Raw genomic sequence first — 18,736 nt, 5'->3', positions numbered from 1 at the left:
GGGGCAGGTGGGAGCCGGCCATCGGAGGTTGGGGCTGCGGCGGGGCGGTCGGCTGCGGCGCAGCGGTCGGCTGCGGCGCAGCGGTCGGCTGCGGTGCGGCGGTCGGCTGCGGCGCGGCGGTCTGGCCGGTCTGGAATTCGGGCGCGGCTGGAGGGGCCGGCTGCGGTGCGGCGGTCGGCTGCGGCGCAGCGGTCTGGCCGGTCTGGAATTCGGGCGCGGCTGGAGGGGCCGGCTTCTGCTCGGCGAACGGGGGCTCAGCCGCCTCGGTCTGGCGGGCGTTCTCTGCCGCGACCTCGGCGGACGTTGATGCACCCGCCTCATCCGACGGCGCCGGATGGGCCGTTTCCAACCGGCCGGCATCCCAAGGCGCCGGTTCGGACACAGCGGAAGCGCCTTCCGGCCGAACCTCATCCGGCGGCGGTCCAGCGGCTGCCGTCCGATCCACACTCTGCGGCGCCGGTTCAGCGGGAGCAGCCTCCTGCCAGCTCACTCCCCCCGGCGACGGTTCAGCTGCCAGCAGTTCCACGTCCTGCGGGGCCTGCTCAACTGGGGCGGCCTCCTGCGAGTTCACCTCACTCGGCGCGGCTTCAGCAACTGCCGGCGGGGCGGCCTCCGGCTGGTCCGCGCTCTGCAGCGCCGGTTCAGCCGCGGCAGGGGGCTCCTGGTTCATCTCGGTCGGCACCGGTTCAACCGCCGGTGATGCGGAAGCCTCCGGCCGCGCCGGTTCAACCGCGGCAGCCTCCGCCCCGCTAACGTTCTGCGGCGCTTGAGCCCGAGCGACAACATCCGGCTGGCTCACCTCACCCACGGACGGTTCAACCACCGCCGGTGCAGGAACCTCCGGTCGAGCCTCGCCCACCGCTGCCTCCGGCCGCTGCGCGGCCTGCGGCGCTTCAGACGGGGCAGAGGCCACTGCCGGCTGGCTCACCTCTCGCGGCGCAGGTTCAACTGCTGCCGGTGCCTCCGTACCGCCCGCGCCCGGCGATGTTTCAGCCGAGTCAGGGGCAGCCTCCGGCTCGCGCGGCGCAGGCTCAACCGCGGCCGGTTCCACAGCCTGCGGCGACTGACCAACAGCAGCGGCAGCTTCACCCGCTTCCGCCTCCGGCCGCTGCGCGACCTGCGGCGCTTCAGGCCGGGTGGAGGCCGCCTCCGGCTCACTCAGCCCACTCTGCGCAGGCTCAACCGCGGCCGGTTCCACAGCTTCCGCACCCTGCGGCGACTCACCCACCGTCGCCTCCGGCCGCTGCGCGACCTGCGGCGCTTCAGCCGGGCTAGAGGCCACTGCCGGCTGGCTCACCTCGCGCGCCGCAGGTTCACCCGCCGCCGGCGCACCAGCCTCGGGCCGGGCCACAGCAGACGCAGCCGCCTCGCCCAACCCACTCGGCGCAGGCTCCCCAGCACCCGAACCCCACGGCCGCTCAGCCACGCCAGAACCGGCCTCCGCCTGGCTCGCCTCCCCCCGCGCCGTTCCAGGAACCGCGACCTGCGGCCGTTCAGCCGAGGTGAAGCCCACCTCCGGTCCCCTCCCACCCTGCGACAGCCCAGCCGGAGCCGAAGGGCCGGCCGGTCCCGCGCCCTCCGCTTCAAAACCCCGTGCCACCGGCTCCCGAACGCCGTCGCGTCCAGGAGCCACAGAGCGCTCCCCAGCCGCATGGCGAGGTGCAGCCGGCGCATCCGCCTCTCCACCCGCCGGAACCGCCCCCGGACGGGCCGCCCAGCCGGGAACCGGCTGCTCAGGTGGTCCCGGCGGCGGGTGCGGGACCGTCCGCCACACCGGGGCCGGTCCGATGTTCATCGGGACCGGGGCCTGACCCACCGGCGCCTGCCCCGCCGGAGGTGCCGGGCGTCCCGCCGGCTTGGGGATCGGGTCCAGGCACGACACCAGGACCGACGTGTTCTCGGGATCCGGGACCTTCCGCCCGCTTCGCTCGCGATAGACCATCTCGCCGTCGGCGTCCATCTCCACCAGGTAGCCCGCCTCCGCGAGCTGCTCCTCGTCGAGGTCCGCCAGCTTCTCGTACCTCGATGGCACCACCCGGTAGATCGGCCACGCCAGCCCGGCGTGCTCCGCGTGGAACTGGGCCAGCAGCGCCGCCATCTGGTGCTGCCACGGCAGCGACATGCCCTCCGCCAGGGACCGCGGGAGCACCACGTACCCCGCGTCCACGCCCGGGTAGCCCTGGCTCAGCTGGTCGGCCAGCGGGGTGCTCGATGCGGGACGCGCGCTCTGCCGGGGCGGCTGGGGCGCGCCGAACAGCGACGCCGGGTCGTGGGGCTCGCCCGCGCCGGTCTTGCCTCGCCTGCCGAATTTGCGTCCCACGTGCTCATCCTCTGCCTGTACGCGGCCACCTGCTCGTGGAAGCGCCGCGACGTCGGTGAATCGGTGCGATCCTGTCCAGGCCCTCGCAACCCATGCTAAACGCCGGGGCGGACCGCCTGCGGAACCAGTTCGCGCTCGTCGAACGAGAAGGCCCGGGTGTGCACCGGGACGCCCGTCTGCTGCGCCTCGACGATCTTGTTGTCGCCCAGGTACATCATCACGTGGTGGATGGACGCCGGATCGGAGGGGTCGGTGGCCAGGAACAGCAGGTCACCGGGCTGCGCCTCGCGCACCGGCAGCAACGCCCCGGCGTGGTACTGGTCCTGCGAAACGCGCGGCAGAATGACCCCCGCCGACTCGTACGCCCGCAGCATCAGCCCCGAACAGTCGTAGGAATCCGGGCCCGTGGCGCCCCACACATACGGCTTACCCTGCTCGCCCAGCGCGAAACTGATCGCCTTCGCGGCGGCCTGGCTGGGCGGCAGCAGCGCGCCCATGCCGGTGCCGCAGGCGACGACGTCGACGACCTGGCCGACGTTCTCCACCAGCGTCGCCGCCATCGGCTCCCACTTGTGGTAGCGGTCCGGGAAGCCCGAACGCTCCACCGCCTGGGCCGCCTCGCCCGGCCGCCGGTTCTCCCAGTCCGGCACCGCCAGCAGCACGTCGTAGAACTTGTTGACCTCGTACGTCGGGTCGGTGACCTGCGCCACCGTCCCCCAGCCCATCGACGGGCGCATCTGGAAGATGCCCAGGGAGTCGCGGTCGCCGTAGGTGAGGTTGTGCAGCCCGGACTCGGTCATCCCGGCCTGGATCGCCACCTGCCACGCGCGCGGCGCCAGCGACCGCTGCTTGCCGATCGAGATGATCACGGCGACGATGCCGCGCTGCTCGTCGTCCAGCTTCGACGCGTCGACCGTGCCGCGCTCGCCCTGGCCGGGCTGGGTGGGCCCGACCGAGGCGTCGCAGCTCATCAGGGACACGCCGCGGGCCTGCGCCTGCTGGTTGTCGATGACGACCTTCGCGGCGACCGCGGTCACGACCAGGGCGCCGACCGCGACGAACACGACCAGCCCCAGCCACAACCCCAGGCGCCGCACGGTCAGCTCGCCTGGTCGTAGTCGGCGACGCGCCAGCCGGCGTTCGTGCTCACCACCGTGATGGCCAGCTTCGGCCCGTCGGTGGGGATGGTCAGCTGCACCGAGCTCGGGTACGACGTGCCGACGACCGGCTCACCGGTGACCTTCGTCGCCGGGATGTTCGACGGGTCCACCGTCGACATCACCGGCAGGTACTCGTCGGTGGTGAACGGCTTGAGCTGCGCCAGCCACTGCTCGGACGTCATCCCGGCCGGGTGGTTCACCCAGGCCGCCGCCCACTGCTTGGCGATGCGGATGGCGTCGCCGTTCGGTGTCGTCGGCGTCGGGGTGGCCAGCGGTGTGGCCAGCCGCGTCGGCAGGTTCGACGTCGGGACCGGCGCGGCGATGCCCGGCTGGGTCGTCGTCTGCGACGTCGTCGGCCCCGACGTGGCCGGGGCCGCCTTGGCCTGCGGTTTGCCGACCACCTTGGGCAGCACGATGCCGAGCGCGGTGACGAGGATGGCCAGGAAGACCAGCGTCCCCGTCAGGTGGCGGGGCGAGCGCAGCGGCCAGCCCCACAGGCGCCGGTAGACCGCGGTGCGGCCGCGGTTGGTGCGGATCGGCATCGGTCACCGCCCCATCAGGTGGTCGGTGTCCCGCGGTTCCTCGCGGACCTCGATGCCCCGCGACGGCCGGTAGAGCACGAAGACGGGCTTGCCCGCGACGACCTCGGGGTCGACGCGCCGCGGCTGGGCACGCACCCCCGGCACCCGCGGCGGCGCGTAGTCGCTGAACCCGGACTCGGGCGCCCGCAGGTCGGACGGCACGACGACGGGCTCGGGCTCGTCGCTCCAGCGCCGGTCGGCCACCGGGGAGGTGTCGACGCGCCGGCTCTCCTCCCGCGTCGTCGGCCGGCCACCCGCGCCGACGACGACGTACTCGCCGCCGTCGCCGCCGTTGGCCGGGTTGTACTGGCCGAACACGGGCGCGCCGGGCCGACGGCCCGCGGGCAGCGCGCCCGCGGAACCCCCGGCGACGGCCCCCGGCCAGGCCCCGGACCACGCGGCGGCCGGACGGGACACGGCCGAGCTGTTGTCGAGCCGCTGGGCGTTGGCGAAGATGGTGGCTTCCGGCCGGAACCGGCCGCCACCGGCGGTGGCCCCGAGCGGACCGCGCTGCTCGCCGTCGACGATGTCGTCGGTGTCGCGCACGTGCTGCCAGAACTCGTCCTGCGGCGTCGGGCCGTTCTTGGTGCGCCGGAACCGCGAGAAGATCCCGCCCCCGGGCGACGGCACGGCGGCGCCGACCATGCTGACCGACATCTCGACCATCTGCCACAGCCGCCGCACCGGACGGCCGACCATGAACAGCAGCACGGTGATGAGCCCGGCGAGGACCATCTGCGTGAGCATGTTGAGCGAGTTGCCGGCGTCGAAGATGGCCTGCAGCAGAAGGGCGTGCACCCCGGCGAGCACGGAGAGCACGACGAGGTTGAAGGCAACCCCGCCGGCGACCTTGAGCACGCGGCGCAGGATCTCCGGGTGCAGCAGGGCGATCAGGCCGATGAGCGGCGCGGTGAGGGCGAAGAGGCGGATGAGGACCTGGGCGAGGAGTACTGATGCCTTCGCGAGCAGCTGGAAGAGGGAGTAGACGAGGGCCTGGCCGAGGGAGAGGAAGCCGGCCCCGGTGCGGCCGCCGGCCTCGCCGGTGAAGTAGCCGGTGGCCGGGCCGAGCTTGGTGGAGATGTCCTTATAGGCGTTCTTCTTGCCGTCGATGACGGCCTGATTGCCGTCGTCGCCGTTGCGCAGCTGTGCCCACGTGAACGCCTGCGCGTCCAGCAGCGGGCGGCCGAACTGGTCGGCCTGCGGCGCGGTCGGCGACCCGAACTCCCCGCGGATCCAGTTCTTGTAGACGATTTCGTTGTGCAGGTTCGTCGGCAGCACGTGCCGGATGACGCGGTTGTCGGCGTCGTCGACGAACCCGGCCTGGATGTTCGTGGTGGTCTGGACGATCGCCTTGTCGATGGGGTCGAAGTACCGCAGCATCGCCAGCGACGACGCGGCGAGCCAGACGCCCGCCAGTGCGTACAGCGCCCGTTTGCTGACCGAGGCGAGGTCACCCCGCCAGATGTTGCGGAACAGCATGATCGACATGACCAGCGCGACCAGCCCGAACAGCTGGGCGTAGATGTTGTTGTAGACCTTCTCCGCACCCGACTTCACCGCGCTGTAGAGCGGGTTGAGCAGGCCGCCCTCGAGCACGGTGTAGTGCAGCGCGTTGGTCGCGCCGACGATGTTCTTGCCCAGGTTGAACAGCTGGTTGCCGCCCCAGGTGTCGAGCGTGGAGCCCGGTGGCGTCAGGCTGATGCCGGTGCAGTTCGTCTCGAAGGTGTTCCAGACGAAGCCCGCGTAGCTGTAGTCGACGTACGGGCTGCCCGCCTCGCCGTGGCCTTCGGCGGGGTCGAGCGCGCCGACCATGCCCGCGCCGGGGCGTTCCGGGTTGGGGGCCTCGCCACAGGCCGCCGCGCTCGCCGCCGGAGCGGTCGCGATGGCTTGCAGGCCCAGGACGAGCATGACGGCGAACATCGTCGCCTTGCGCCCCGGCGTGCGCCGCCCCGGCCGCGGACCTTCCTTGATCCGCCGCTTCAGCGAGTGCCACCCCGCGGCCAACGTCAGCAGGACCGCCAGCGTCAGCACGGTGTTCATGCGGCGTCCCGGCCGGTGCCGCCCTTTCCGCCGGTGCGGGCGTGTTGCTGCTGCCCGTTGGACGGCTGGACGCCGCCCTCCACCTCGCCCGTTTCCGATGCCAGGGGGTCCGGCGCTCCCAGGAGGTTGTCGTCGGCCAAGCCGACCTCCAGTTCCGCCGCCAGCTCGAAGTCCTGCTCCAGCTCGATGTCCTCCTCCGGCGGGACCGCGACGTACGGCTTCTTCTCCTCCGGTGGCAGCGCCAGTTCGTTGCCCGGGCGCCGTGATGGTGCCGCGTCCTTCGAACCCGGGGTCGTGTCCATGACCGCCCGGAGGTGGTCAAGGTGCGGGCCCGAGAAGTCGACGCGGATGCGCTCCACGCCCCCGGCTCCGTCGCCGAAGATGAACTGGCGGGGTTCGATGTCGCGCTCCAGGCCGCGCTGCTGGGAACCGGGACGACGGCCCAGCGCCGCGACGACCTGCTCGTACCCGACGCCGACCGGCACCTTCAGGAGCCGGAGGGCGTCCGCCTGGGCGTCGTCGTCGTCCAGGCGGCCCACGAACACCGAGTCCAGCAGGGCCACGAAACCCTGGATCTTCAGGAAGTCCGCCGGGATCTGGGACGACAGCAGCACCCGGACGTTCCACTTGCGCGAGTCACGCGCGAAGCGGTTCATCAGCACGCGGCCGGTCGGGACCTCGGACAGGAAGAACGCCTCGTCGATCCAGACGCCCTTGCGCATCTCCTTCGGCTTTTCGTACACCGACCGCTGGGTCAGCCACGCCGCCAGGTTCAGCATCTCGACGCCGAGGGACTCCGCGTCCGTCCAGTACTCGCGGGGGACGCCGTCCTTCGGCAGGGTCAGGCCCGCCATCGTCAGCACCGTGAGGCGGTCGTCGCGCGTCTCGGAATACGGGTCCGCGTCCGTCTCCGGGATCAGCAGCGCCATCCGCTCGCGCATCTCGTCGAGGAAGTCCGCGACGACGCCCGCGTGCTCGTGGTGCTCGCTCGAATCCCGGCGCAGGGCATCGATTACCTGGCCAGGATCCGCGTCGAACCGGCCGCCGACGGCGCGGACCGCGCGCAGCAGCACGATCCGCGTCTGCGCCATCCGGGAGACCTCGTACGGCAGGACACCGGTCAACACATCCAGCACCAGGCGACGGCGGGTCGCACCCGCGAGGGCTTTTTCGCGGCGCCAGGACCGCTCGGGGTCGTCCTCGTCCATGAAGTGCTCGATGAGCGGCTCGGCGACCACGCGGTACGGGTTCAGGATCCCCGGCTGGGCGTTGAGCAGGTTGATCGGGCGCGCGTACGGGCGCAGCTCCGGCAGGTCGCACAGCCGCGACAGCGGGCCGGACGGGTCGAGGATCGTCCAGTTCGCGCCCGCGCGCAGCGTCTTGTAGACGATGCCGCCGCCGAGGAACGACTTACCACCACCCAGGCCCGCCACCATGGCCGTCAGGCCGGAGCCGTCGCGGATCTCCTGGGCCATCCACGGGTCCCAGGCCACCGGGCGCCGCGTCGCCGTGCACGTCTCGCCGAGCAGGATGCCGCGGCGGTCGCCGACCTCCGCGGTCGCCGTCGGGACCGCCGAGGACGCCCAGACCACCGAGCCGCGGCGCATGTACGCCGCCGAGGCCAGCGGCTCGCCGGGAATGAACTCCCGGGCCATCGCGTACTGGGCCTCGGGGTGCTCGATGGCGATCTTCGGCTTGTACAGGTCGAGCAGCTGCTGGGCCAGGCGCAGCGCGTCGCGCTCGGTCGGGCCGGACACCGCCAGCCGCCACCAGGACCGCACACGGGTGGCGAGCGCGGTGAAGCCCGACGTCATCTCGTCGTCGATCTCCAGCACGCGCCCGGCCTGGCGGGACAGCGACTGCGGCGGCTCGAGCTCGTGCTCGTCGGTGTAGTGCTTGACCTGCGAGCGGACCTTGTTCATCTGCCGCTGCAGCTCGGTGGCGACCTCTTCGGGGCGGCGGACGTAGATGCGCGCGGACACCTCGACCGCGGCCGGCAGCCGGTCGGCGTGCTGGATCCACGGGTCGTCGACCTCGGGGATCTGCAGGCCGTGCATCTGCCCGACGGTGAGGACGGCCAGGTGCCGCGAGACGCCGGCGTTGGAGCCGGTGCGGCCGCGGACGGTCACCGTCGGCGCGTACGGGTCGGCGTAGTAGTCGGCGGCGTCGGTGAAGCTGGCCAGGTCTTCGGGCTCCCAGGCCGCACCCGGCACCGCGGGCATGTTCCGCGGCGCGGGCAGGCCCAGCGAGCAGGACCGGTGCATCAGCCAGGACATCTCCTCGGCGTGCACCGGACGGCCTTCCAGCCCGGCGCTGCCGATGACCTGGTCGAGGTGCTCGACCTCGGAGTCCAGCGCGGTCAGCTCGGCGTCGACGGCCTCGGGCAGGATCTTGCGCAGCACCGGCGCGGCGCGTTCGACCGCGCGGTCGACCATCCGCCGGGTCTGCACCTGGACCCCGATGTAGACCTCTTTTTCGGCCATCGAGCGGCCCATCAGCTGCTGCTGCTCGCCGATCAGGTAGTCGTCGAAGGAAAGCGCGCCCGGGACGTCGCTGGGACGGCCGTGTGCGTTGTAGACGTGCGCCTCGGCCCACATCCGGATCGGGTACGGGCGGTTCGTCACGCGCAGGTGCAGCCAGCGGCCCTGGAGCTCGGCGTACTGGCCGGCGATGGCCGCGATCAGGTCGCGCCGCTGCGAGTCCGAGCGGAACGACCAGCGCTGCGGGGCCAGCCGGTACCAGGCGTAGACCTCGACGCCGGTGCGGACCAGGTGCCCGTCGATGCTGCGCACCGCGATCGACGGGGTGTAGGCGGGGATGGCCTGCTCGCCGGGGAGGCGCGCCTTGTTCCCCGAGCCGTTCCGCGACGCGCGGACCTGCTCGGGCGGTTGCCATGCGCCCGAGTGGGTGTCCCGACCCCGTTTTCCTCGGCTACCGCCGCGACCGAACAACGACTACCTCCCGGCCCGAGCCGAGTTGCCCCGGCTCCGGCGCGCTCGTGGTGCTCTCTGGTAAACCGGCGCTGTGGCGCGAAGCGCCCCCGTTGAGGGTGGTGGCGGGGGCACGGGTTGAGCCACACCCGGCGGGCCGCCGTGGTGCTGGTACTGCCGCCTGCGGCGGTGCTTCGGCAGCGGGCGCTCGGCCCGCACCCGGACCCGGCTGGCGCTGACCGCGCCGCCCGTGCCGGTGGTCCGCTCCCGGGGGGCGTTGAGCTCGCGCCCCGCCATCGCGACCACGGCGCCGAGCGGGCGCTCGTGGCTGATCTTGGCCGTGAGCAGCCGGGTGATCACGATGGTGGCGATGAAACCCCACGCCGTCGAGAAGAACCCGAAGCTCCACCCGGCCCAGCGTTCGACGCCGAGGACCACGAAGAACGTCGGGATGCCGATGAGCCAGGCGACGTACCGGGCCCTCCAGGGAAAAGTCGCTTTCGGCGGGCCGAGCCACACGGCGTCGACCCGGTAGACCTCGTCATCAGTCCTGATGCGCACGCGGGCCGCCTCAGCCGGTGAACAGGCCGGCGATCCACTGGCCCACGTTCACGCCCGCGCCGCTGACCGCGAGACCGATGATGGCGAGCGCGATGACCACGCCGGCGAGCCGGCGCATGACACCGGCGTTGTCGCCCTTGCCGCCGCCCAGCCACAGGAGCAGGAGCGCGACGGCCAGCAGCACCAGGGGGATGACGTTGTCGAGCAGCCACTGGCGCACGTTTCCCGTGCCCAGTTCTCCGGCGGCCAGCGTGTCGAGGGTGGTCAAGGTCATCATCGCGATACTCCCGGTGCGCGGTGGGGGCCGCGCGGTTCTGGCTCAGGCGGTGCTTCGAACAACATCATGGGGGCTACGAGGGGTAGTGGTCAAAGTGCGCAGCGTAGAGACCGGCTGGCTCGTCAACCGGCGTGGTGCGGGTGGCACGCGAAATCTCCACGTCCACCATCATCGCGGCAAGGGCCCTCGGGTTGAACCCCGGCCACCCATACTTCTCAGTGTGCTGACGAACTCACCCCATTGCCCGGGATTTGCTCACTCTGGGTACTTGCGCTCGGGCCGTTGTGCGGCCTGGAACAGTGTTGCATGACACGAACGGCCGCCTCCCCCGAGTCCGCTCTGTGACAACGGTTGGCCGGTCGGCGGGCATGTCGATCTTGACCCCGAGTGCTGTCCGTCACGGGGTGTCCGAAACTTCACAACTTTTTCACTACATAGCGTGATCTTGACCGGATTCAGGGTCGCCCAAGCGCGAAGACGCCGTCCGGGAAGGCGCCGGCTTCGAGCACGCGCCGGCTGAGGCCGCGGCACAGCTCCTCGAGCCGGGCGGTCCGCTCGGGGCCCAGGTGATCCCACGGGGCGCGCCCGGCCGTCTCGGTCGCGACTTCGATCCGGTCACGCATTGCCGCGCCCGCGTCGGTGAGCGCGCCTTCGGCGTCGAGGACGCCGCGGTCGGTCAGTCGGCTCTCGGCGGCGGCCCACTGCTCGTCGCTCCAGCCGCGGGTGAGCTTCGCGGCGGCGAGGTTGAACCCGCGTCCGGTGGCGCTGTGGGTGACGAGCGCTTCGAGGCCGCCGAGCCCTTCGAGGACGAGGACGGCGATGTGGCCGTCGCCGCGGTACTCGCGGAGCAGGGTGATCGCGTGCCAGAGGACGAGGTGCGGCTCGCCCGGCCACGGCAGCCCGGCGTGGCCCGCGTAGAGCGGACGTCCTTCGCCGCGGCAGCCGGCCGTGGCTTCGCGCGCGAGTTCGGCCGCCTCGGCGACTTCGTCGCTCTTGACGTGCTCGCCGAGCAGCCGGGTCAGCGCCTGGTCGGTGCCGTCGAGCCGCGCCTGCAGGACCTGCTCGGGCGTGGCCAGGGTCCAGGCCCGCGGGATCGTGCGGGCGACGACGTCGGGGTTGAAGTTGTAGAAGGTGGCGGCGACGACCTCGGGACCGACCGCCCCCATGGCCGCGGACCGGCTCGCGAAGTACGGCATCCGGCCCGGCCGCAGCCCGGCGCCGGTGAGCGCGGCGTCGACCTCGGGCGCGAAGTACGTGAAAGCGTGCAAGGAATCGAAAGCCGACTTGAACCGCTGCTCGTCACCCGCCATGACCGCACCCTACTACCGGGTAACCACCCGCGGGAACCACGAAATCGGCACCCGGACAGCCGGTTCACGTACCCGGGCAGTCGGCTCGCGTACCCGGAGAGTCGGCTGGCGTACCCGGAGAGTCGGCTGGCGTACCCGGAGAGTCGGCTGGCGTACCCGGAGGGTCGGTTCGCGAGCCGGCCGGCTGGGTACGCGAACCGACCGTTCAGGTACGCCGGCCGACCGTCGGGGTACGGGGCTGGGCGCGGACGAGCTGGCATGTAAGCCGGATCCTGTTCCCCGGTCGCCTTGCGGCTCGCGGGGCGGCGGTCATCCATCTCGGCCTGCCGTTGCCGGCAGGCTCCAGCGGCCTACCCGCAGGCTCGGACGGGCCGTCCTCGAACGCCTGCGCAGGAGCTCGCGCTCCCTCTTGGCCTTGCTCCGGGTGGGGTTTACCTAGCCACCCCGGTCGCCCGGGGTGCTGGTGGTCTCTTACACCACCGTTTCACCCTTACCCCCGCCGGAAGCGGGGGCGGTCTGTTTTCTGTGGCACTGTCCCGCGGGTCGCCCCGGGTTGCCGTTAGCAACCACCCTGCCCTGCGGAGTCCGGACTTTCCTCGGACCGGGTCGCCCCGGCTCGCGACCGCCCTGCCAGCTCGTCCGCAGGCTGGATGGTAGCTCAGTACCCGGCCACCGCCTCGCTGTGGTGACGCGGCCGGACCTCGGGCGGCGGCGGTTCGGCGGGCACCGGGTGCTGGCGGGCGAGCTCGGCGGTCCAGTGGAGCACCGCGGCCGGGCTGTCGAGGCCGATCAGGCCGACGAGCCGGCCGTGGCGCACGAACCCGGTGATCGGCCGGGTGCCGGGCACCGGCGACTCCAGGAGCACCGTGTCGGTCGCCAGGCCGGGCCGGCCGGCGACCTGGATGCGGACGCCGTGCTGCTCGGACCAGTAGCGCGGCACCGGCGTGTAGGCCGGGGACCCCTGCGGGCCGGTCAGGAGGTTCTGGGCCGCGGCGCGGCTCATCCCGACGGCGTTGAGCCAGTGCTCGTCGCGGTGCGGCGTCGCGTCGAAGCGGAGGTTGGGCCAGCGGGCGACGTCGCCGGCGGCGACGATCGTCGACGAGCCGACGACGTGGCAGGTCGGCCCGCAGACGACGCCGTCGTCGAGCGGGAGCTTGGCGCCGCGCAGCCACGACACCGCCGGGACGCTGCCCACCGCGACGACGACGCAGGCGACCTCGATCGCCCGGCCGTCGGCGAACTCGAGGCCGACGTGGGTGGGCGCGGGCCGCCAGCGGCGGATGGTGGTGCCGAGTTCGAGCTGGACGCCGCGGGCGGTGTGCAGCGCGGTGAGCCAGTCGCCGATGTCGGGGCCGAGTACGTCGGCGAGCAGCGGTCTCGCGCGTCCGAAGAGGACGACGTCCCGGTTCATCTCCCGCAGGCTGGAGGCGACTTCGCAGCCGATGAAGCCGTCGCCGACGACGGCGACCGGGCCGGGGGCGGTGGCCAGCGCCCGCTGCAGCGCGATCGTGTCGGCGAGGGTGCGGACGACGACCACGCGCGGGTGGCCGTGCGGCGCGCCCGGCATCCGGCGGGGTTCGACGCCGGTGGCGATGACCAGGCCGTCGTAGCGGAGTTCCTCGTCGCGCAGGTGCACGACCTGCCGGTTCGGCGACAACGCGGTGACCGGCGTGTCGAACCGCCATTCGGCGTCCACTTCGAGCGGGTCCGCGAGCAGCGTGTCGGCCCGGCTGACCGCGCCGGTCAGCAGCTGCTTGGACAGCGCCGGGCGGTGGTAGGCGATGTCGGGCTCGGCGCCGAGGACGACGACCTCGCCGTCGAACCCGAGCTCGCGCAGCCGTTCGGCCGCGCGCAGGCCGGCCAGGCCGGCTCCGGCGATGACGATGCGTTCGCTCATCGGGTCGCTCCCAACAGGTGGATGGCTCGCATGGGGCAGGCGCGCGCGGCGGCTTGGACGTCCGGGACCAGCTGGGCCTCGGGCCGCCGCTCGTACGCGAGCTGCCCGTCCAGGCCGAGCCGGAAGACCTGCGGCGCCTCGGACTGGCAGACGCCGTAGGCGTGGCAGCGCTGGCTGTCGACGTCGACGTGCAGGGCCGCCGGTTCCGGACCGGCCTCCGCCGGCGGCAGCGTGACCAGCCCGGCGCGCGCGAGCACGGCCGCGGGCAGCACGCGCAGGACCGACAGCAGCACCGGCGGGACGAGCAGCGTGATGCCGGCGAGCCAGACGACGGCGAGGTGCCCGCTCGACACCGCGCCGAGCCACGCGTGCACGGCGAGCAGCCCGACGGCGAGGTAGCCGGCCTGGTGGAAACGCAGCCAGCGGCCTTCGCGGGCGCCCCGGCGCAGGCCCGCCGTCACCGACACGGCAATGACGAGCTCGAGGCCGATGATGCCCAGCGCGTGCCGCGGGGTGCCGTCGTAGAAGGGCAGCAGCAGGTCGGCGACGCCGAACGGGTCGTCCTCCAGGAACAGGAGGGTCAGCCCGTGCAGGGTGCCGGTGGCGAGGGTGAACGCGGCGAGCAGCACGTGCCCGGTGCGCAGGGCGTCCTGGCCGCTGAACCGGCGGACCCAGCCGGTGGCGGAGAGGACGCCCCAGCACAGCGTCAGGCACATGCAGAGGTAGGTGAGGCGGCCGGAGAGCGTGGCCGCCTCGGCGATCCCGGTGTCGTGGGGCGACACCGGTACCAGCGCGGCTGAGGGGGACATGGGCGGGTTACCTCCGGGGGCGCGGCGAGGTCCTGCCGGGGGTCCCGAGCAGGCGGAGCAGGCCGAACGTGGCGACGGCGGCGACGGCCACGAAAACGGCACCGAGGGCGATGGCGCCGCCGCCGAGGGTGTCGTCCTCGGTGGCGGAGACGAGCAGGGACGTGGTTTCGGCGAGCCCGGTGCTTTCGAGGAGCGTCAGGTGCCCGAGGGAGGTGTCGACGGCGGTTTGGGCGAAGGCGCGGACGTCGTCGTCGCGGGTGCCGGCGCGGACGTCGGAGGCGAGCCCGAAGAGGGTGCCGTACTCGGCGCGGAGGCGGTTGACGTAGGCGCGGTCGAACCGGTCACCAGAGCCGGCGGCGATCTCGTCGGCCCAGCCGCGCTCCTGGTCCGTCGGCTCCCCCGGCAGGGTGACGGCGAGCCGGTCGGCGACCGCGCGCAGGGCGACGTCGAGGCGGGCCTGGTCGTCGGCGATGCGGACGGCGACCGCGCGGACGCGGCGGTTGGTCGCGCGCTCGACGGCGAGCCTGCTCGACGGCACGGCCCACAGCGTGTGCTGTTTCAGCCGGGTCAGCAGGGCGCGGTCGGTCTGCTGCAGTTCCCCGGCGGACGCCGGGAGAGCACAGCCGAGCACGAGCGCGGTCGCGGCGGCCAGCAACGCCACGAATCGGAGCGGCATCCCCGTTGTCCCTTCGCGAAGGAGTCGTCATCTCCAGCTACGGCCGGAAGGTCTGATCCGGTTCTCACCGTCACCTTTTAGTAACCTGTGACGTGTATCACAATGCAGATTGTGAACGCGGTGACGGTGAGCCACGTCAGGCCCGCAGCTAATTGGCAAGGGAAACTAATGCATATGGCCTATTAAGTGTTTTTGCGCTACGCTCCGGTAGCCCCACGGTCCGCCAGTCAGGTGAGGTTGCGAGCTTTATGGAAGCACTGGGCAGAGAAAGTCGCGGCCACGTCGGCTACGTCTGCACCGCCACCGCGGCCGACACCGGCCCCGACACCGGGGACGACCTCGTCCCGCTGCTCTACAAGGACTTCCGTGCGACCCTGTTTGCGCAGGTACTGGCCCTGACCAACCATGACCGGCAGTGGACCGAGGACGTGGTGCAGGAGACCATGATCCGCGCGTGGCAGCACTCCGGCACGCTCGAACGCGAGCCCGGAATGCTGCGCGGATGGCTGCTCACGGTGGCCCGCCGGATCGTCATCGACGGCTGGAGGAATCGCCGCGTCCGCCCGCAGGAGGTCGCTCTGGAGATCCCGGAAAACGCCGAGTCCACCGACCGCACGGACAGCTCGTTAGCGGCGCTAACGATTACTTGTGCATTGCGGGAACTGGACGCGAAATATCAGTCCGTCATCTACGAGACGTATCTCGCCGGAAACACCGTTCGGCAGGCGGCGGAAATTCTTGGAATTCCGGAGGGGACCGTCAAATCGCGGTTGTACACGGCGATGCGGCAATTGCGGAAGGCGCTCGGGGAAGTGGCGGTCCGATGAGGGGGCGGCACGGGGACGCCGCGGCCTACGGGCTCGGCGTCCTCGACGATCCGGAAGAGTTCGAAGCGCACCTGCGCGGCTGCGCCCGCTGCCGGGGCCGGGTCGCCGGGTTCACCCCGGTGGCCGGCGCGCTGGCGGAGGCCGCGCGGCTGGGCTACCTGCCTCCGGGCGACGGGGCCGCCCGGCGCCGGAAGGCCGCCGGCCCGCTCCTGCTGCTCGCGCTCGGGGTGGCCGTCACGGCCTTCAGCGCGGCCCGGCCGGCCACCGGGAAGATCCGGTTCGCATCCCCTGCGTCCATCGTCTCCCCTGGTCAGGTCGTCGCCGGTGCCGGCCGCGCGCCGCGGAGTCTCCCCTGGCCGGCCGGTTTCCAGTAGTCTGCCCCAACCCAACATGAAAGTCCTTACGGTGGATACCGAAGTAAATCCCGAGCACTCCGCCAGCGGGGCTTCGGTACCGAAGCGTCCCGCCCCGCGGCTCCCCGGCCGCGAGCCCGAACTCGGCCGCCTGACCGCTCTCTTCCCGGTCGCGCTGGGAGGCGCCGCCGCCAGCGCGGTGCTGGTCGGCGAGTTCGGCATGGGCAAGAGCGCCACCCTGCGGACCGCCGCGGCGCTGGCCTCGGACGCGGGGTTCACCGTGGCGATCGCCACCGGGTCACGGCTGGAGAGCCACCTCTCGGGCGGGCTCGTCCGCCAGCTGGCCGACGCGCTGGCGGAGCCGGGAACACCGCGGCCGGCCGCCGGTGACCTGTGCGGGCCGGCCGGCGAGAGCGAAGCGCTCGACCTCTTCTTCCGGATCGTCCGCGAGGCGAGCGCGCGGGGTCCGCTGTTCCTCGGCATCGACAACGTCCACCTCGCCGACGCCTGGTCCATGCGGTGCCTGGCCTACATCCGCAACCGCGTCCTCGACCTGCCGGTGTTCATCGTGCTGACGTCGCTGACCGGGCACCCGCCGCACCGCGAGGTCGCGCTGCTGGAGATGGCGGGCTGCACGCCGGCCACGATCACGCTGAACGGCCTCGGCGACGCGGCCGCGGCCGAGATCCTCGGCCTCGCGCCCGGGGAGCTCGCGTCCGCCTGCCGCGAGGCGACCGGCGGCAACCCGTACCTGCTGCAGGCGCTGCGGCCGCGGCTGCTGCCCGGCGCGGACCCGCACGAGCTCGGCTCGTCGCTGATCGGGCAGGTCCTCCACACGCGGATGCACGAGTTCCCGCACGCGCCCGCCATCCTGCACGCGGCGGCGGTGCTCGGCGAGGACGCGGCCTTCGACCTGCTGGCCAAGCTGGCCGGCGTCGACGAGCTCGACGCGCTGCAGGCGATCGACACCATGGTCCGGCTGCACGTGCTCAACAACAGCAGCCAGCCGACGCTGACCTACTCGTTCGTCCGCAACTCCCTGCTCAAGGACATGCCGCGGACGACGAGGGCGGTCAACCACTCGCGGGCGGCGAAGCTGCTGACCGAGACGGGCGCGGCGGCCGAGCGGGTCGCCGCCCACCTGCTGGAAGCGACGTCGATCCGGCTCCCGTGGGCGGTGGACGTGCTGCGGCTGAGCGCGCGCGACGCCGTGTTCTCCGGCCGGCCCGAGCTGGCCGCGCGGCACCTGCGGCGGGCGCTGGAGGAACGGCTGACGTCGGGGCGCCGGATGGCCGTGCTGCTGCAGCTCGCGCACGCGGAGTTCCAGTTCGACCCGCCCGGCGCGGCGAAGCGGGTGCGGGAGGCCGTCGACACGGTCGGCAACCGCGAGACCGCCGCGTACATCGCCACCGCGATGCTGCTGTCGCTCTGCGGCGGCCAGGACGCGCGGCTCGGGATCAGCGCGGCGGGCCAGATCGCGGCGCGGCTGGACGCGGGCGGGCCGGACGCGGTGTGGCCGCTGCTGTGCATGACCTACCTCGCCGAGGCCGGCAGCCGGCTCGGCCCGCCCCCGGAGTTCCGCGACTTCGAGGAGCAGTGGGCGCCGCTGACCGACCCGGCGGCCCAGCGGAGCCGCTCGGCGCTGCTGGCACTGGACGCCGTCCGCAGCGGCGAGTCGGCGCAGGACGCCGTCGGCCACTTCGCGGACGCGCTGTCTTCAGCCGGGGCTTCGCCCCGGGCCGGGGGCTCCGCCACCCGGACCCCCCGGGAGTTGACCGGCGACGACGGCAACCTGTTCGAACAGCACTACTTCTTCACCCTGGCGACGGCGGTCCTGTCGGACGAGCCGGCGCATGTCGACCGGCTGTGCCGGGTGCTGGACGTCGAGCGCGAGCCGTGGGACGTGCATGTGCCGCACGGCGCGCTGCCGACCCTGGCCCGCGGGATCGCCCTGCAGGCCAGCGGTGACCTGCAGCGGGCCAGCGTCCACTTCGAATCGCTGCTGCGCCGGTTCGACGAGCGCGGCGGGACGACGACGTGCCCGGTCGGCGTGCTGTGCGCGGCGAAGCTCGTCGAATGCTGGGTGGACCTCGGCCGGTTCGAGGCGGCGACGTCGTTGCTGGACCGGATGGACTTCGTCGCGAGCCAGGGCCTGTTCACCCACACGTACCTGCTGTACGCGCGCGGGCGCCTGCGCGTCGCGACCGGCTACACGCGCTTCGGCTTCGAGGACCTGCTCAGCTGCGGACGGCGGCTGGCCCACCACGGGATGCGGTTCCCGGGGTTCGTGCCCTGGCGCGCGCACGCGGCGCGGGCGGCGCTGGCGCTCGGCCAGACCGACGACGCGGCGCGGCTGGCGGAGGAGGACATGAACGCCTCGGCCCGCTGGGGCGCCCCGCGCCCGCTGGGCACGGCGCTGACGACGCTCGGCCTGGTCCGCGAGGACGACGAAGCCGAGCGGGCCCTGCAGAAGGCGATCACGACCCTGCGGTCGTCGCCGGCCCGGTTGCAGCTGGCGACGGCGCTGACCGAGCTGGGCACGCTACAGGCCCGGCACGGCCAGTCGGAGAAGGCGATCGAGACGCTGCGGCAGGCGGTCGAGCTGAGCGAGCACTGCGGCGCGCGTCCCCTGGCCCGGCGAGCGGCGGAGGAGCTGCGGTCGTCGCGGCGGGCGTTGACGCCGGCGAAGGACAACGAGCACGGCCTCACGCGACAGGAAAACCGCATCGCCGTGATGGCGGCGCAGGGCCTGACCAACCGCGAGATCGCCACGGCCCTGCACCTGACGCGGCGGACGGTGGAGCTGCACCTGTCGGGGGCGTACCGGAAGCTGGGAATCCCGGGCCGGGCGGAACTCGGTGGGGCGCTGGCGAAGTCTTCGCAGCGGGTGGACGGCCGCTGAGCCGAAGGGGCCGGTGTGAGCCGGGCGGAACTCGGTGGGGCGCTGGCGAAGTCTTCACAGCAGGTGGACGGCCGCTGAGCCGAAGGGGACCGG

14 protein-coding genes and 1 other RNA gene are annotated in these 18,736 nt (G+C 72.7%); 3 read left to right on the top strand and 12 right to left on the bottom strand.

Annotated elements, in window-relative coordinates; genetic code table 11:
• The 12 genes from C2L59_RS50475 to C2L59_RS32220 form a co-directional block, all read right to left on the bottom strand.
• The coding region (locus tag C2L59_RS50475) for a hypothetical protein (protein ID WP_370444802.1) at positions 1-2,320 on the bottom strand (2,320 nt) is incomplete at its 3' end.
• A gap of 95 nt (positions 2,321-2,415) precedes the next feature.
• Positions 2,416-3,417: a C40 family peptidase gene (locus C2L59_RS32270; protein ID WP_103353311.1), complete on the bottom strand. Its 1,002-nt coding sequence runs from the start codon at positions 3,415-3,417 to the stop codon at positions 2,416-2,418.
• Positions 3,418-3,419: 2 nt separating this feature from the next.
• Complete coding sequence (locus C2L59_RS32265; RefSeq protein WP_103353310.1) at positions 3,420-4,022, bottom strand: hypothetical protein; 603 nt, start codon at positions 4,020-4,022, stop codon at positions 3,420-3,422.
• Positions 4,023-4,025: 3 nt separating this feature from the next.
• Entirely contained in the window at positions 4,026-6,101 is a 2,076-nt protein-coding gene (locus tag C2L59_RS32260) for a hypothetical protein (RefSeq protein ID WP_103353309.1), read from the bottom strand.
• Entirely contained in the window at positions 6,098-9,052 is a 2,955-nt protein-coding gene (locus C2L59_RS32255; protein WP_103353308.1) for an ATP-binding protein, read from the bottom strand. Before C2L59_RS32255 ends, C2L59_RS32260 begins: the two co-directional genes overlap by 4 nt.
• Before the next feature lie 3 nt (positions 9,053-9,055).
• On the bottom strand, positions 9,056-9,592 hold the full coding sequence (locus C2L59_RS32250) for a hypothetical protein (RefSeq protein ID WP_103353307.1): 537 nt from the start codon (positions 9,590-9,592) through the stop codon (positions 9,056-9,058).
• Positions 9,593-9,602: 10 nt separating this feature from the next.
• Positions 9,603-9,869, bottom strand: coding sequence for a hypothetical protein (locus tag C2L59_RS32245; protein WP_004562703.1), 267 nt, complete (start codon positions 9,867-9,869; stop codon positions 9,603-9,605).
• Between the two features lie 455 nt (positions 9,870-10,324).
• Positions 10,325-11,179, bottom strand: a complete 855-nt coding sequence (locus C2L59_RS32240; protein ID WP_103353306.1) for a hypothetical protein — start codon at positions 11,177-11,179, stop codon at positions 10,325-10,327.
• 245 nt (positions 11,180-11,424) lie between these two features.
• Positions 11,425-11,817, bottom strand: an RNA gene (rnpB, locus tag C2L59_RS32235) — RNase P RNA component class A.
• A 20-nt stretch (positions 11,818-11,837) separates the two neighbouring features.
• Positions 11,838-13,076: an NAD(P)/FAD-dependent oxidoreductase gene (locus C2L59_RS32230; protein ID WP_103353305.1), complete on the bottom strand. Its 1,239-nt coding sequence runs from the start codon at positions 13,074-13,076 to the stop codon at positions 11,838-11,840.
• Positions 13,073-13,885: a ferredoxin gene (locus C2L59_RS32225; RefSeq protein ID WP_103353304.1), complete on the bottom strand. Its 813-nt coding sequence runs from the start codon at positions 13,883-13,885 to the stop codon at positions 13,073-13,075. The genes C2L59_RS32230 and C2L59_RS32225 overlap by 4 nt, the downstream gene beginning before the upstream one ends.
• Positions 13,886-13,892: 7 nt before the next feature.
• Entirely contained in the window at positions 13,893-14,561 is a 669-nt protein-coding gene (locus tag C2L59_RS32220; RefSeq protein ID WP_103353303.1) for a DUF4142 domain-containing protein, read from the bottom strand.
• Between the two features lie 248 nt (positions 14,562-14,809).
• Between C2L59_RS32220 and C2L59_RS32215 the strand changes: the two genes are divergently transcribed.
• Genes C2L59_RS32215 through C2L59_RS32205 form a run of 3 tightly spaced genes read left to right on the top strand, consistent with a single transcriptional unit; the run spans position 14,810 to position 18,643 of the window.
• Positions 14,810-15,388 carry a sigma-70 family RNA polymerase sigma factor gene (locus tag C2L59_RS32215; protein ID WP_103353302.1) on the top strand — a complete coding sequence of 193 codons (579 nt, stop codon included), beginning with the start codon at positions 14,810-14,812 and terminating at the stop codon, positions 15,386-15,388.
• Entirely contained in the window at positions 15,385-15,762 is a 378-nt protein-coding gene (locus C2L59_RS32210) for a zf-HC2 domain-containing protein (protein WP_103353301.1), read from the top strand. Before C2L59_RS32215 ends, C2L59_RS32210 begins: the two co-directional genes overlap by 4 nt.
• A gap of 31 nt (positions 15,763-15,793) precedes the next feature.
• Positions 15,794-18,643, top strand: a complete 2,850-nt coding sequence (locus C2L59_RS32205; RefSeq protein WP_103353300.1) for an AAA family ATPase — start codon at positions 15,794-15,796, stop codon at positions 18,641-18,643.
• Positions 18,644-18,736 lie beyond the last annotated feature (93 nt).

It is taken from the genome of Amycolatopsis sp. CA-128772 (assembly GCF_002904295.1).
GTDB lineage: Bacteria > Actinomycetota > Actinomycetes > Mycobacteriales > Pseudonocardiaceae > Amycolatopsis.
This window is presented reverse-complemented; position numbering and strand designations above follow the sequence as displayed.